At 45.2% G+C, this 14,255-nt stretch carries 15 protein-coding genes; 5 read left to right on the top strand and 10 right to left on the bottom strand.

The features are described 5' to 3' along the window. The first annotated feature begins 61 nt into the window (after positions 1-61). Positions 62-1,282, top strand: a complete 1,221-nt coding sequence (coaBC, locus tag G3W54_RS16310; protein WP_244627971.1) for a bifunctional phosphopantothenoylcysteine decarboxylase/phosphopantothenate--cysteine ligase CoaBC — start codon at positions 62-64, stop codon at positions 1,280-1,282. A gap of 16 nt (positions 1,283-1,298) precedes the next feature. Here coaBC and G3W54_RS16305 read toward each other — a convergent pair whose 3' ends face one another. After that, a complete protein-coding gene (locus G3W54_RS16305; protein ID WP_162654323.1) occupies positions 1,299-1,508 on the bottom strand; it encodes a DUF6356 family protein in 210 nt (69 codons plus the stop codon). 102 nt (positions 1,509-1,610) lie between these two features. Between G3W54_RS16305 and G3W54_RS16300 the strand changes: the two genes are divergently transcribed. Both G3W54_RS16300 and G3W54_RS16295 read left to right on the top strand, forming a co-directional pair. After that, the gene (locus tag G3W54_RS16300) at positions 1,611-2,078 is read left to right on the top strand and encodes an Lrp/AsnC family transcriptional regulator (RefSeq protein WP_174244255.1); all 468 of its coding nucleotides are present in this window, start codon (positions 1,611-1,613) and stop codon (positions 2,076-2,078) included. Positions 2,079-2,204: 126 nt separating this feature from the next. Beyond that, positions 2,205-3,107 carry a pirin family protein gene (locus G3W54_RS16295; RefSeq protein ID WP_162654322.1) on the top strand — a complete coding sequence of 301 codons (903 nt, stop codon included), beginning with the start codon at positions 2,205-2,207 and terminating at the stop codon, positions 3,105-3,107. A gap of 59 nt (positions 3,108-3,166) precedes the next feature. Here G3W54_RS16295 and G3W54_RS16290 read toward each other — a convergent pair whose 3' ends face one another. Both G3W54_RS16290 and G3W54_RS16285 read right to left on the bottom strand, forming a co-directional pair. Then, positions 3,167-3,823 (bottom strand): peroxiredoxin, encoded by a 657-nt coding sequence (locus G3W54_RS16290; protein ID WP_162654321.1) that lies wholly within the window; start codon positions 3,821-3,823, stop codon positions 3,167-3,169. A gap of 138 nt (positions 3,824-3,961) precedes the next feature. After that, entirely contained in the window at positions 3,962-5,542 is a 1,581-nt protein-coding gene (locus G3W54_RS16285; RefSeq protein WP_162654320.1) for a peptide chain release factor 3, read from the bottom strand. Positions 5,543-5,657: 115 nt separating this feature from the next. Between G3W54_RS16285 and dut the strand changes: the two genes are divergently transcribed. Continuing rightward, positions 5,658-6,116 (top strand): dUTP diphosphatase, encoded by a 459-nt coding sequence (gene dut / locus G3W54_RS16280; RefSeq protein WP_162654319.1) that lies wholly within the window; start codon positions 5,658-5,660, stop codon positions 6,114-6,116. Between the two features lie 12 nt (positions 6,117-6,128). On the opposite strand, the gene G3W54_RS16275 is transcribed toward dut, so the two are convergent. From G3W54_RS16275 to rsmI, 4 genes are all read right to left on the bottom strand, one after another. After that, positions 6,129-7,661, bottom strand: coding sequence for a YifB family Mg chelatase-like AAA ATPase (locus tag G3W54_RS16275; protein ID WP_162654318.1), 1,533 nt, complete (start codon positions 7,659-7,661; stop codon positions 6,129-6,131). Positions 7,662-7,819: 158 nt separating this feature from the next. Next, positions 7,820-8,788, bottom strand: a complete 969-nt coding sequence (gene gshB / locus G3W54_RS16270) for a glutathione synthase (RefSeq protein ID WP_162654317.1) — start codon at positions 8,786-8,788, stop codon at positions 7,820-7,822. Positions 8,789-8,848: 60 nt separating this feature from the next. Continuing rightward, the gene (locus tag G3W54_RS16265) at positions 8,849-9,208 is read right to left on the bottom strand and encodes a YraN family protein (RefSeq protein ID WP_162654316.1); all 360 of its coding nucleotides are present in this window, start codon (positions 9,206-9,208) and stop codon (positions 8,849-8,851) included. Continuing rightward, positions 9,209-10,096: a 16S rRNA (cytidine(1402)-2'-O)-methyltransferase gene (gene rsmI, locus G3W54_RS16260; protein WP_162654315.1), complete on the bottom strand. Its 888-nt coding sequence runs from the start codon at positions 10,094-10,096 to the stop codon at positions 9,209-9,211. A 158-nt stretch (positions 10,097-10,254) separates the two neighbouring features. On the opposite strand from rsmI, the gene G3W54_RS16255 reads away from it, so the two are divergent. Beyond that, positions 10,255-11,454 (top strand): penicillin-binding protein activator, encoded by a 1,200-nt coding sequence (locus tag G3W54_RS16255; protein WP_162654314.1) that lies wholly within the window; start codon positions 10,255-10,257, stop codon positions 11,452-11,454. A 38-nt stretch (positions 11,455-11,492) separates the two neighbouring features. Here G3W54_RS16255 and G3W54_RS16250 read toward each other — a convergent pair whose 3' ends face one another. From G3W54_RS16250 to G3W54_RS16240, 3 genes are all read right to left on the bottom strand, one after another. Beyond that, positions 11,493-12,200, bottom strand: a complete 708-nt coding sequence (locus G3W54_RS16250) for a tRNA (guanosine(46)-N(7))-methyltransferase TrmB (RefSeq protein ID WP_162654313.1) — start codon at positions 12,198-12,200, stop codon at positions 11,493-11,495. 21 nt (positions 12,201-12,221) lie between these two features. Further along, the gene (metK, locus tag G3W54_RS16245; RefSeq protein WP_162654312.1) at positions 12,222-13,493 is read right to left on the bottom strand and encodes a methionine adenosyltransferase; all 1,272 of its coding nucleotides are present in this window, start codon (positions 13,491-13,493) and stop codon (positions 12,222-12,224) included. A 232-nt stretch (positions 13,494-13,725) separates the two neighbouring features. Beyond that, complete coding sequence (locus G3W54_RS16240; RefSeq protein WP_162654311.1) at positions 13,726-14,151, bottom strand: helix-turn-helix domain-containing protein; 426 nt, start codon at positions 14,149-14,151, stop codon at positions 13,726-13,728. Positions 14,152-14,255: the final 104 nt, after the last annotated feature.

Raw genomic sequence — 14,255 nt, 5'->3', positions numbered from 1 at the left:
AACAGGGGAGCCTACTATGTCCGTTTCCTCGCCGATGCCCACGCCTTCTAATGTCCACGATATGCCTGCGTTAGATGGAAAGCGAGTACTTCTTATTATTACTGGTGGTATTGCTGCCTATAAATCGCTTAATCTCATTCGTCGCTTGCGCGAGCGGGGTGTGTCTGTAAGGCCTGTTATGACAAATGGTGCGCAAGAATTTATCACACCACTATCGGTCGGCGCGCTTGCTGCCGATCATGTTTATACGGAGCTTTTTTCGCGTGAAGATGAACAAGATGTAGGCCATATCCGCTTGGCACGAGACTGTGATCTTGTGTTGGTTGCTCCAGCAACAGCTAACATTATGGCAAAAATGGCCAATGGTATAGCCGATGATCTTGCTTCGACAATTTTGCTTGCCACGAATAAGCCTATTCTCATTGCGCCTGCAATGAACCCTCAGATGTGGATGAATAAAGCAACTCAGCGAAACTTGATGGCACTTAAGCAAGATGGTGTTCATGTGATTGAACCTGAGGCTGGCGAGATGGCAGAAAGTGGCGAGGCAGGCAAAGGGCGTCTCGCTGATGAGTTGTCTATTGCGATGGCGGCAAATGAACTTCTTGATGATCGCCCTCAGCCATTGCTCGGCAAAACGGCAATTGTGACGTCCGGCCCTACCCACGAGCCGATTGATCCCGTACGCTATATTGCCAATCGTTCTTCTGGTAAGCAAGGGCATGCTATTGCCGCAGCGCTTTCAAGAGCTGGCGCTAAAGTAAAGCTAATTTCCGGTCCAGTAGATATTCCTGACCCTTATGGCGTTGATGTTGTGCGCGTAGAGCGTGCTGAAGAAATGTTGGATGTTGTTGAACAGCTTCTTCCTGTTGATATCGCCATTATGGTCGCAGCAGTTGCAGACTGGCGCGTAAAAGGTGAGGCGGGTGAAAAAATTAAAAAACAGAAGGGGAAATCTGTCCCAAATTTTGAATTGGTTGAAAATCCGGATATCTTAAAAACTGTCGGACATCATAAGCAAAGACCTGAAATTGTCGTTGGTTTTGCAGCAGAGACGCAGAATCTCGTCAATAATGCAACATCAAAACTTAAGCGCAAGGGTGCGGACTTAATTGTTGCAAATGATGTATCACCGGAAACTGGCATTATGGGTGGCGATCGAAATAGGGTGAAAATTATTTCTAAGGATAATGTTCAGGATTGGCCGGATCTGAGTAAATCGCAGGTTGCCAGTCGTTTGGTTGAATATATCGCGTTGAAACTTTCAGGAATTTCAATCTAGTAATATCCCTGTTTTGTTAAGATCGATTGTGCATCTTATTAACGAGGCCTTGAAGAATTGTGCTTGCTGTTTTCTCAAATAGAAATGGGAAAATAGCGTGGACCATCGCAGCCATTGCGGCCAGCGTTAATTTATATGAGAAACTGCCGGCAAATAACATGTGCTGCCAATAGGTCTCGTCAACTGATTGTGGATGTTCGATGAATGCATTTATAAGTTTTTGCATATTTTGCTCCCCTTGATACATCCATTATAACAATATTTCTTGGGAATGATGTCTCAATATATCTAGATGTGCGCGAAAAAATGAGATATATATCCCATTACCATGAAAATAAGCGAACAAGATTCCCGAATTTTGAATGAATTACAGAAAGATGGCACTCTGTCTGTAGAGGCTCTGTCTGAGAAGACAGGTGTTCCCCGCAATACATGCTGGCGTCGACTAAAACAGCTTGAGGAGAGTGGAATTATCAAGGGTCGAGTTGCGGTGCTTGATGCTGAAATGGCTGGCTGTGGTTTATCTGTCATGATATTTATTCGCACATCCAATCATGACGATCATTGGTTCGAGCGCTTGAAGCAAACCGTATCGACAATACCTGAAATTGTTGGGTTTTATAGAACCTCGGGTGAGATTGACTATGTTCTTCGCGCACGTGTAAGCGATGTAAAAGCATATGATAGACTGTACAAAAAATTAATTGGAAATGTACCACTTGCAGATGTTTCAGCTTCTTTCATTATGGAAGAAGTCAAAGAAGAGACTGCTATCCCTCTTACAAACCTTGTTTGAGTAAATCCCGTTATTGTTGCGTTTTTGCGAATAATTTGTCGTTTAGTCTATGACTTGTTTTGAAGAGTGCAATCTATACGTTGTCGGTAGAACGCAAAGAAACGGTGTTAAACCGAAGGATAAGATATGTCTATCAGGCCAATTAAATCTACTTCTCAAGCGGTACCTACGATGGAAGGTGCGGGCGTGCATTTGCATCGCGCATTTGGATTTACGGATCCAACTCTTGCGGACCCCTTTTTGTTGTTCGATGATTTTCGAAATGATGACCCGGCAAAATATGAGAATGGTTTCCCATGGCACCCCCATCGCGGCATTGAGACAATTACGTATGTGCTTGCTGGCTCTGTCGAACATGGCGATAGTCTTGGCAATCGAGGTAGTATGAGGGCAGGCGATGTGCAATGGATGACTGCAGGTCGCGGAATTATGCACCAAGAAATGCCTCATGGTGATGCAACTGGAAAGATGCATGGTTTTCAACTATGGGCAAACTTGCCATCTGCGTTAAAAATGACTGACCCGCGATATCAGGATATTTCATCTAAAGAAATTCCAACAGTGATAGAGGATGATGGAACGGTTGCGCGTGTAATTATTGGTGACTTTTGGGGTAAAACTGGCCCAGTAGAAGGTGTTGCTGCGGAGCCAACTTTTTTGGATATTTCCGTACCACCGCTCACAAGAAAACGTTTTAAAGTGGATACCTATAAATCAGCTTTTGCATATATATTCGCTGGGTCCGGTACATTTCGAGATGCATCTAGACCGCAGGGCATACTGATTGAAAAAGAAATCGCAGGGGAGGAAGTGCACCTGCGCGACCTGAGCGGTGACCGTACCTTGGTTGTTTTCGATACGGGCGATGAGATTACTGTGCAATCCGGTGAAGAGGGTATTAGATTCTTGCTAGTTTCAGGAAAACCAATTGAGGAGCCGGTGGCTTGGCATGGGCCTATCGTGATGAACACGCAAGAAGAGATCAATCAGGCGATGCGAGATCTTAGATCAGGGTCATTTGTAGATTAAGCAAAAAACATTACAAAAAAACCGGCGAATTTCGCCGGTTTTCATTAGATATGATAGTTTTATTTTGGCTGTTTTGTTTTGCGCAGGTAAGGCAAAACAGTGTCAAAGCTACCAAATTTTTCAGTTGCTTCTTCGTTCGAAACGGCTGGCGTGATAATAACATCATCACCATTTTCCCAGTTTGCAGGTGTCGCTACTTTGTGTGTTGCAGTGAGTTGCATGGAATCAATCGCTCGAAGAATTTCATTAAAATTCCTGCCAGTTGTCATTGGATATGTGAGAACTAACTTAACCTTTTTATCAGGTCCGATGACGAACACTGAACGAACTGTTGCGTTATCTGCCGGAGTACGGCCTTCTGATGTATCGCCATCCGAAGCTGGCAACATACTAAATGCTTTCGCAACAGCTAGATCTTTGTCGCCAATCAGTGGGTAATCAACATTATGGCCAGTAGCTGTTGCAATGTCAGCTTTCCATTTTTCATGACTTTCAACGGGATCAACGGAGATGCCAATGATCTTTACATTGCGTTTTTCAAACTCAGGTGCAATGCCAGCCATTGTGCCAAGTTCTGTGGTGCAAACGGGGGTAAAGTCTTTTGGGTGAGAAAATAACACCGCCCAACTATCGCCCATCCATTCGTGGAAATTAATTGTGCCTTGTGTAGTTTCGGCAGTAAAATCTGGTGCCGTATCGTTGATGCGAAGTGACATTATTTTCTCCTTCTGACCAATTGGTCATTGCAATAAAACAGAACATTTTATGAGAGTACGACCCTCATGTATTGTAGGTAACAGATGTAGAAATTGTGGCCCTTTGTTTCAAGAAAAATAAATCTACAAGATGCAAATTTATTGAGTTTGATATTCTTTAATATCAACCATCTTAATTGATGGTGACCTGTCGGCTTCATAATTCAATGAAAAGCCGTCCGCAGCTAAAAATACCGGGTCGCCATCAAGATCGCGTGCAATATCACCGCGGTGGGTCTTGATAAATTGGTCAACATCACTTTCATCATCTGCAGAAATCCAGCGGCAAATAGAGAATCTAGCCAATTCAAAGCTAACCGGAAGGCTGTATTCAACTTTTAAACGTTCTTTCAATACATCAAGTTGGAGCGCACCAACTACACCCACGATTGCGGGTGATCCATCCTCTGGAATAAAGAGCTGCACGACGCCTTCCTCGGCCATTTGCTGCAGCGCTTCCTTCAACTTCTTGGCTTTCATGGCATCTTCCAGCCTTACACGACGCAATATTTCAGGTGCGAAATTTGGTACGCCTTGGAAAACAAGTGCCTCACCGTCGGTCAACGTATCGCCAATGCGTAATGTCCCGTGATTGGGAATGCCCACTACATCGCCAGCATAAGCGGTGTCTGCAAGTTGTCGTTGAGATGCAAAAAAGAATTGTGGCGCTGATAGCCCCATAAGTTTACCGGTTCTGGCAAGGCGAGCTTTCATGCCACGTTTCAGCTGGCCTGAACAAACACGCACAAATGCGATACGGTCTCGGTGGTTGGGGTCCATATTCGCCTGAATTTTAAATACGAAAGCAGACATTTTCGGATCTATCGCCTCAACAGTTCTAATATCAGCAACTTGAGAACGAGGTGGTGGTGCGAACTTCCCAAGTGCATTGATTAGGTCTCGAACACCGAAGTTACGCAAGGCGGACCCAAAGAACACGGGAGATAAATGCCCTGCAAGAAAGGCTTCTAAATCAAATGGATTACATGCCTCTTGTGCGAGAGCGCAAGATTCAATAAATGCTTCCCGCTCATTTTCAGGAAGCAAACCTGCTGCACTGTCAGCCTCTGGCCCAATTACGGGTGTCGTTTCAGTTTCACTATCATTTTTGCGAACGCTGTTATCAGCTAAGTGGTAGGTGCCAGAAAATGTTTTGCCCTGACCAATCGGCCATGTGATGGGAGCCGTATCAAGCGCAAGTTTTTCTTCAATCTCGTCAAGGATTTCAAAAATGTCGCGGGCCTCACGGTCCATCTTATTTACAAATGTGATAATTGGAATATCGCGCAAACGACAAACTTCAAAAAGTTTGAGTGTTCGAGGTTCGATACCTTTGGCAGCATCTACAACCATGACAGCCGCATCGACTGCCGTTAATGTACGGTATGTATCATCGGCGAAGTCTTCGTGGCCTGGTGTATCTAGAAGATTATAGACTTTATCATCATACTCGAATGTCATTACGGATGTGACGACGGAAATGCCGCGCTCACGTTCGATCTTCATCCAATCGGATCGCGTTTGAATACGGTCCTTTTTGGCTTTCACCTCGCCTGCAAGCTGAATAGCGCCACCAAAAAGCAAAAGTTTTTCAGTGAGAGTCGTTTTACCAGCATCTGGGTGCGAAATGATCGCAAAAGTTCTACGGCGCGATACCGCCTCAGAGAGCGTCTCAGTCATTTAGAATGATTTCCTGTTGATTGAGCAAGCTTCTAACCTCTAAACAGGAAAGATGCAATTGACGCTTGTTTGGAAATTTGGATGTTGATGTCAAAGAAATTAATAAGGGTATAAAATGTCCCATCCAACTATCGGGTTTTATCGTCTGCCACATGGCGTAGGCATCGCCTTGCCGGAGTATGAAACGACAGGTTCTGCCGGTATGGATTTGCGTGCTGCAATTGGAGAGGATGATACGTTTGTCATTCCCCCGACCGGACGAACGCTAGTGCCAACCGGGTTTATCTTTGAAATACCTCAAGGATTTGAGGTTCAAATCAGACCGCGTTCGGGCTTGGCCTTAAAGCATGGTGTCACGTGTCTTAATACGCCTGGCACTATCGATAGCGATTATCGAGGTGAAGTAAAAATCATTCTGGCAAATTTGGGCCAAGAGGCATTTAAAATCACACGGGGTATGCGCGTGGCGCAAATGGTTGTCGCGCCAGTGGTGCAGGCAAAGGTTAGGGAAATTGATGCACTAAGTGAGACAGTTCGCGGTACTGGCGGGTTTGGTTCAACGGGAACAAGTTAAGCAATAAATAAACTATGCGGCTTGTGTCAGTCGTTCACCTGCAATTCGATAAGAGATCGCTTCTGCTAAATGAATTCGACCCACAATGTCTGAATTATCTAAATCGGCAAGCGTTCGGGCAACTTTTAACACACGATGATAAGCGCGAGCAGAAAACACCATTTTTTCTGCTGCTTCTTGCAACAGGGATGTTCCAGCCTTATCCAGCTGGGCAACCTTTTCAATCAATGCGGTGGGGCAACGCGCATTGACTAAAACATCGCTATGGCTAAGGTCTTGATATCTTTGTTCTTGCAGCTGCCGGGCTCGCAAAACTCTTTTCGCGACGTTCTCACTTGGTTCAGCAGGCTTTGGTTGTATGAGGTCCATTGCCGTAACGGCAGGCACTTCGATGCGCAGGTCGATACGGTCTAATAAAGGGCCTGAAATACGAGCTTGGTAGTCGGTTTGGCAACGTGGACCACGTGCACAGGTCTGCCCGGGCTCTCCTGCCATGCCGCAGCGGCACGGGTTCATGGCTGCGATCAGTTGAATATCTGCTGGATAACTCACGCGGTGATTGGCCCGTGCGATGACAGATTGTGAACTTTCCAGAGGTTGGCGCAGGGAATCCAGAACTTGCGGTGAAAATTCTGGAAATTCATCTAAAAACAAGACCCCTTTATGTGCCATAGAAACTTCACCTGGACGTGCTTTTGCACCACCGCCAACCATTGCTGCCATGGTAGCAGAGTGATGCGGTGACCGAAATGGACGTTGATCAGTTAAATGCCCACCAGATAATTGTCCAGCAATGGAATGAACCATCGACACACTGAGCATTTCAGCCGGCGTAAGAGGTGGTAAAATGGATGGAAGACGGGATGCAAGCATGGATTTTCCAGAACCAGGCGGACCAACCATCAGTAAATTATGCCCGCCAGCCGCTGCGACTTCCAATGCGCGTTTTGCTGTTTCTTGCCCTTTTATGTCGGCTAGATCAGGTAAGTTGGTTGTAAGTGCTCGTTGCGCTGGTTTTGGCCGCGATAAGACTTGGGTGCCTCGAAAATGGTTGGCAATTGAGATCAGGCTTATGGGTGCTAAAATATCCATATCTTCATCTGCCCATGCGGCCTCTGCGCCACAGGCTTCGGGGCAGATTAAACCACGATCCATCGCATTGGCACCGATGGCTGCAGGAAGTGAACCTGTAACGTAAGAAATTGCTCCATCAAGCGATAATTCGCCTAGAACAACATAGTTCTGCAAAACATCATTTGGGATTGCATCCATCGCTGCCATTAGACCAAGCGCAATAGGAAGATCGAAATGGGATCCTTCTTTGGGTAGATCAGCGGGCGCTAAATTAATCGTAACTTTTTTCGCAGGTAACGATAAGCCAGATGCATGAAGTGCAGCTTGTACCCGCTCGCGACTTTCAGCAACGGCCTTGTCTGGCAAGCCAACAATATGCATGCCAATCTTCCCGGGTGAAATCATAACCTGAACATCAACAGGCAGAGCTTCAATTCCCTGAAATGCGACAGTCTTTACATGCGCAACCATTTACGTCCCCATATTGTGCTCTAATACACTATTTGCGAGTATCGGGTTTTACAATACACATGTTTGTGTCGTAAAAACAAGAACATTATGAGAACAAAATGCTGTATTTTTGCATTTCAGGTTGTGATGAGTTGTATTTGGTTGCGAAAATGGAACAATTAAAGAACGAATTGTCCGCCATTTTTCTTGCGATTTTCAATCGCATCCCAGAATAAGCTTGCAATATCAGTGCCGCCAAATTTCTTCACCTCACGCACACCTGTGGGCGATGTGACGTTGATTTCAGTCATATAGTCGCCGATGACATCGATGCCGACGAGAGTAAACCCGCGCTCGCGCAATGCTGGTCCAATGCGGTCACAAATTTCTTTATCGCGCGGTGTTAATTCAATGGCTTCCGCCTTTCCACCGACATGCATGTTGGAGCGTGCATCACCTTCGGCGGGTACGCGGTTAATTGCGCCAACCGGTTCACCTTCGATGAGAATAATACGCTTATCTCCTGCGCGAACTGCTGGCAAATATTGCTGAGCGATATAAGGCTCGACGAATAGGTCACCGAACATTTCCAAGAGGGAAGTGAGGTTCTGATCATCTTTATTCAGCAAAAATACGCCTGCACCGCCATTACCATAAAGAGGCTTTAAGATCATATCGCCTACTTCTTGGCGGAAATCCATGATTTCTCTAGGATCTTTTGTGATCAAAGTTTTGGGCATTAGATCGGTGAATTCTGTCACAAAAATTTTCTCAGGAGAATTACGAACCCATGCAGGATCATTGACGACAAGTGTCTTCGGGTGGACAAGTTCAAGCAAATGCGTGCTTGTGATATAATTCATGTCAAAGGGCGGGTCTTGGCGTAAAAGCACAACATCCATGTCAGATAAAGACACCTTTTTAGCTTCATCCAAAGTGAAATGATCACCAACTTCATCCTTCAATGTCATGACTTCCATAGACGCATACACTTCTCCGTCGCGCTGGCTTAAGCGATCAGGTGTATAATGGAAAAGTTGATATCCGCGAGCCTGAGCCTCAAGCGACAATGCAAATGTCGTATCACCGGTAATATCAATGCCAGAGACATGGTCCATTTGAACCGCTACTTTTTTAATATCAGTCATGATTTTATCCTTGTTGATGCTTGAAATAGGACTGTTAGCTGATGAACTCAATATCTGTTCTCAAAAAGCATCCAAAAAATGTGCGGGAAAACTTGTTGGGGTGATAACAATGATGTCATATCGTTGAGATAATTTTTGTGCATCTCTTTGTTTTGCTAACCACAGATCGCTTGCGTTTTTGATTCGAGATTGGGAAGCGTGAGAAACTGCGTCTATTCCTATTTGAGCAGTTTTACGCGCTTTCACCTCAACGAAAATTGCAAGCTCACCTTTCTTTGCGATGATATCAATTTCTCCAAGTTTAGTTTTGTGGCGTAGCGCACAAATGCGATAGCCTTTAAACAACAAAAACATTGCCGCGATATATTCAGCGATAAAACCTTTTCGATAGGCCTTTTTTCTGTTTGCTGGTTCTGACATTTAGGGATTTTTGTTTTTTAAATCGAGTAGGATTTTATAAAGTTCTTTGCGTGGACGGTTTGTAAGACGTGCGGCCTCGCTGGCAGCTTTTCCCGTTGGTAGGTCACGCGCAAGTTCTTTGAGCCAACCCATAACTTCATCATCTGACATAACCTCAGACTGTGTGGGTGGCCCGATAACCAACACAATTTCTCCTTTAATTGCACGTTCAGAAAATGTTTCAACAAGTTCAGATAGTGTCCCTCGTACGAATTCTTCGTAAGATTTGGTAAGCTCACGGCCAACACAAGCAAGACGGTCTCCACCCAATACATCCTCTGCTGTTTTTAACGATGCTAGCAAGCGATTTGGAGATTCGTATAAAATAAGTGTTGCTTCTATGCGGGAAACTTCCGTGAGACGATCACGTTTAGCTTTTTCTTTATGTGGCAAGAAACCACCATAGAAAAAACTGTCTGTTGGCAACCCCGCGCCCATGAGCGCCGAAAGTAATGCGCTTGCACCCGGAATTGGAATGACGGGGTGACCTGCTGCAGATGCTGCATTGACAATGCGGTAGCCGGGATCAGAGATAAGTGGTGTTCCCGCATCGGATATAAGAGCAATTGTTTTGCCTTCATCAAGTGCTGCTATCATCTTCTCAGATGCAAAAGCCGCATTGTGCTCATGATAGGCAATTGTACGTGTTTTGATATTAAAGCGATTTAGCAATTTGCTGCTGGTTCTCGTATCTTCGCAAGCTATAACATCACAAGCAGCGAGCGTTTCTAGCGCACGCAATGTAATATCACCTAAGTTCCCAATGGGAGTTGCAACAATGTAAAGGCCAGGTTCAATCGGCTTGGCGTTGATTTTAAACGTCGCAATTGTGTAATTTTGGTCTGTCACGAAGGCTCCATTGGTATTTTACGCTACTTGTAACCGCATAAATCTATCAAATAAAACACTAATCTCCTATTGGCCGCTGGAAAATTTGGCAAGTCTGCGGTAAAAACATGAAATTGCAATTTTTGGGGTGGGGCACTCTATTCATGTATGGGCAGCAAATGCGTAAATTGAAAACAGCCGCGATGTGCGTAGCTGCGACTGTTATTCTGTCTGGTTGCCAATCAGGTGTAACTGATTTTGGTTTAGGCTCTCAAACAAAAGCCCAAACCGTAAATGCTTCAACATTACCCGCTAAAACAGGTCCAGCTGTGGGTGATGTTTTAGGATTTGGTCCAGCCCGAGTTGCTCTTTTGATCCCCCGCACGGCACCGGGAAATGGCTCTGCGGTTGCAAAGCAAATCCAGAATGCGGCTGAGCTGGCTATCTCCGATCTTGGTGGAGATGTGATGGAGCTTGTAATTAAGGATACAGCTGGCACACCCGCAGGTGCAATTACGGCCACCCAGGCAGCTATTCGCGAAGGATCAGCTGTGGTGCTAGGACCTTTATTTTCAAGTTCAGTCACATCTGCAAGGTCAATTATTACCCAGTCAGGGCGTCCGCTTGTAGCTTTTTCTTCCGACCCAACCGCAGCTGGTGCAGGGGGTTACTTGATTTCATTCTTGCCAGACCAACTTGTTTCAAGGTCGGTTAACTACGCTATTTCGCAAGGAAAAAGATCATTTACCGCCATATTGCCAAGCGGCGCATATGGAAATTTGGTTGAGCGCCAACTGCGGTCAACGATTCAAGCTAGCGGCGGGCAGTTACTAGCCATTTCGAAGTATCAGTATAACAGTAAGTCAGTTCAGGCGGCGATTACAGAAGCTCTTGGTGCAGCACAGCAGTCGGATGCAATTTTTATACCTGATGGGGGCAATACACCTGCGGCCATCATTCGACAGTTGAAGCGCCTTGGTGTTGATCTGAACAATAAAATGGTCATCGGCACCGGGCAGTGGCGAACTGCAAACCTGAGCGCTCCAGAACTGCAAGGTGCTGTGTTTGCTGATATGGATCAGGCAAGGTTTCAAGCGTTTAAACAAAGATATGCGCAAAAATTTGGCAGCGAACCAACTGTAAATGCGGCTTTAGGTTATGATGCAGTTCTGCTTGTGGGTGGATTGCTTAAAGAAAGACCAGGTCAGCAGATTACGGCAACCGAAATTCAAAGGCGCCAGGGTTTTATCGGTGCATCAGGTATCTTTAGGTTCTTGCCATCGGGTCTTAACGAGCGAGGCCTTGCAATATTCCAAGTTCAGGATGGAGTTGCAAAAGCAATCCAAGCTGCACCATCATCTTTTAGTCCGACGCAGTAAGCGGCGAAGATTGCTTTCTTAAGATCGCTTATAATAGATTACTTTTTGATAAAGTCTAAATAGGCAGGTGTGCGGCCTTCGCGGAAGGCCTTCGCTTCATAGCGGGTTGATGGCCAGTCTTGCCATGGTTTTGTCCAATCATCCGGTCCATTTGCAATCCAGCTAAATTCATCATGGGCTTTGATATGCTGTAATGTCCAGTTCACATATGTATCGATATCCGAGGCAAAACAAAACTTGCCACCGGGCTTCAATACGCGTGCGAAACGATCAAGATTTACCTTAGAAACAAATCGACGCTTCCAATGACGCTTCTTTGTCCATGGATCTGGGTAAAGCAAGTCAATATGATCAAGGCAATGGTCAGGTAGCCAATCGAGCACAAACGTTGCGTCATCATCAAACAGTCGAAGGTTATCAATTGGGTCATTGCTAACGGATTGAACCAGTTTAGCCATGGAATTGACGAAAGGCTCAATGCCGATAAAGGCAACATCCTGCATAGAAGAAGAACGGGCGCGGTGAAGGAGGTGTTCACCGCCGCCGAAGCCAATTTCTAAACGTATAGATGTAAATGGACGATCCCAAAGCTCAAATAGGTTTTCAGGAGCTTGTCTCGACAAATCCAACTTTAGTCTTGGTAGTACTTCGCTGAGTGCTTTAAGATGATTTTCTTTGAGATGCTTACCTTTGCGCCGACCGAAAAATGCTTCGGTCGACCGTGTCGGATGATCTTTGTCTGACATTGAGGAACTCTCAGAAAATTTCTAAGCTGCTTTCTTTACTGCCTGTTTTAAAGCAGCCGTAAGGTCTGTTTTTTCCCAAGAGAACGAGCCGTTTCTACCAGGTTTACGACCAAAGTGACCATAAGCTGCAGACTGGGCATAAATTGGCTTGTTAAGATCAAGATGTTTGCGAATGCCTGTTGGAGAGAGATCCATGTTCTCACGAATGGCAGCCTCGATAACGTCTTCTGAAACCTTACCAGTGCCATGCAAATCAACATAGACTGATAAAGGTTGCGCAACGCCAATTGCGTAGGAAAGTTGGATAGTACATTTATCAGCAAGTTTTGCCGCCACGACATTTTTGGCTAAATAACGTGCGGCATATGCCGCAGAGCGGTCAACTTTTGTCGTGTCTTTACCTGAGAAAGCGCCACCACCGTGAGGCGCTGCACCGCCATAGGTGTCTACGATAATTTTACGCCCAGTAAGGCCTGCATCCCCGTCAGGGCCACCAATGACGAATTTTCCTGTCGGGTTAATGTACCATGTGCAATCTTCAGCAATTGGTAAATCACCCATAGCTTCTCGGATATATGGTTCACATACTTGGCGAACTTTCTTTTGATCCCAACTTTCATCAAGATGCTGAGTTGAAAGCACAATTGAATCTACTTCATGCGGTATGCCATCAACATAACGGACCGTGACCTGACTTTTTGCGTCTGGTCCTAGTTTGGCCGCATCGCCTTCACCGGATTTTCTGGCCGCAGCGAGTAGTTCCAGAATTTTGTGCGAATAATAGATTGGTGCGGGCATAAGTGCCTCTGTTTCGCGACATGCGTACCCAAACATTATGCCCTGATCGCCAGCACCTTCTTCACCTTGTTTATCCGCAGCACTATCAACACCCTGACCGATGTCCGGTGATTGACCGTGAAGAAGCACATCCACACGTGCTGTTTTCCAGTGGAAACCGTCTTGCTCATAGCCAATATCGCGGATTGCGCGTCGCGCAGCTGATCTAAAGCGTCCAGCAGCTACAACGGGAAGGCCAGCAGCGTCTTTGACGATGTTTCCAGCTTTGTCTTTCTTAAGGAGTGTATCTGGCACGCGGACTTCACCGGCAATCACGACACGATTTGTTGTTGTTAGAGTTTCGCATGCAACGCGAACCTTGAATGGGTCCATCCCTGTTTTGCGAGCTTCTTTATACACTAGATCTACAATTTCATCCGAAATTCGGTCACATACCTTATCTGGATGACCTTCTGAAACAGATTCGCTTGTGAAAAGATAATTACCGCGTGCCATGAGATTCCTCGCTTAGTCGATTGTCTAGCTAATTATTTGTATAACCTTTTACGTAAATCGAAAATATAATACAAGGATATAAATATATCTTGATATGTGCAAATGATCGTTTTGATATTATGAAGGAATTTTCTTTATAAAACGTAATATAAATATTGCTAAAATAGAAATTGCCTGCGACTGGGTTGAAATCAGTCGCAGGCAATTTGGATTCTAGAGATGTATTGGTTTATTAGCTGTCAGATGAATCGCTGCTTGCTGCTAGAGCTTTTGCAAGATCAACAAGTTTTCGCCGCACTTTCGGGTCTTCAATTTTGATAAATGCGCGATTGAGCTGCAAGCCCTCTGATGAAGACAAGAAATCAACAACGTAGTTTGAGCTGTTTGCTTCGGCCATACCGCCTTGACCAGTTTGTGGGTCACCAGGAGCGTCTTCAAAGAAAAAAGCAACGGGAACATTCAAAACAGATGAGATATTTTGTAGGCGACTGGCACCAACGCGATTGGTCCCTTTTTCATATTTTTGAATTTGTTGAAAAGTAATTCCAAGCGCTTCACCAAGTTTTTCTTGGCTCATGCTCAACATTGTACGTCTTAAGCGGATTCGGCTTCCGACATGTATGTCTATTGGATTCGGAGTTTTCTTAATGGCTGTCATAAATATATCCTTACGGAGCACTTATATGTTGTTTATTATTAGTATTATACTCATGAAATTCAGGAGTACTTAACTGTGCTAAGTAAGCAGTTATAGCGTTGCTT

Origin of the sequence: Lentilitoribacter sp. Alg239-R112 (assembly GCF_900537175.1) — a bacterium.
In the GTDB taxonomy this organism is placed as follows: Bacteria; Pseudomonadota; Alphaproteobacteria; order Rhizobiales; family Rhizobiaceae; genus Lentilitoribacter.
The sequence above is the reverse complement of the archived record's forward strand: the minus strand, read 5'-3'. Positions and strand labels throughout refer to the sequence as shown.

Coding starts and splice junctions, on each gene's coding strand:
- coaBC (WP_244627971.1), top strand. CDS start 62: ATGCCTGCGTTAGATGGAAAGCGAGTACTTCTTATTATTACTGGTGGT.
- G3W54_RS16305 (WP_162654323.1), bottom strand. CDS start 1,508: ATGCAAAAACTTATAAATGCATTCATCGAACATCCACAATCAGTTGAC.
- G3W54_RS16300 (WP_174244255.1), top strand. CDS start 1,611: ATGAAAATAAGCGAACAAGATTCCCGAATTTTGAATGAATTACAGAAA.
- G3W54_RS16295 (WP_162654322.1), top strand. CDS start 2,205: ATGTCTATCAGGCCAATTAAATCTACTTCTCAAGCGGTACCTACGATG.
- G3W54_RS16290 (WP_162654321.1), bottom strand. CDS start 3,823: ATGTCACTTCGCATCAACGATACGGCACCAGATTTTACTGCCGAAACT.
- G3W54_RS16285 (WP_162654320.1), bottom strand. CDS start 5,542: ATGACTGAGACGCTCTCTGAGGCGGTATCGCGCCGTAGAACTTTTGCG.
- dut (WP_162654319.1), top strand. CDS start 5,658: ATGTCCCATCCAACTATCGGGTTTTATCGTCTGCCACATGGCGTAGGC.
- G3W54_RS16275 (WP_162654318.1), bottom strand. CDS start 7,661: ATGGTTGCGCATGTAAAGACTGTCGCATTTCAGGGAATTGAAGCTCTG.
- gshB (WP_162654317.1), bottom strand. CDS start 8,788: ATGACTGATATTAAAAAAGTAGCGGTTCAAATGGACCATGTCTCTGGC.
- G3W54_RS16265 (WP_162654316.1), bottom strand. CDS start 9,208: ATGTCAGAACCAGCAAACAGAAAAAAGGCCTATCGAAAAGGTTTTATC.
- G3W54_RS16255 (WP_162654314.1), top strand. CDS start 10,255: ATGCGTAAATTGAAAACAGCCGCGATGTGCGTAGCTGCGACTGTTATT.
- G3W54_RS16250 (WP_162654313.1), bottom strand. CDS start 12,200: ATGTCAGACAAAGATCATCCGACACGGTCGACCGAAGCATTTTTCGGT.
- metK (WP_162654312.1), bottom strand. CDS start 13,493: ATGGCACGCGGTAATTATCTTTTCACAAGCGAATCTGTTTCAGAAGGT.
- G3W54_RS16240 (WP_162654311.1), bottom strand. CDS start 14,151: ATGACAGCCATTAAGAAAACTCCGAATCCAATAGACATACATGTCGGA.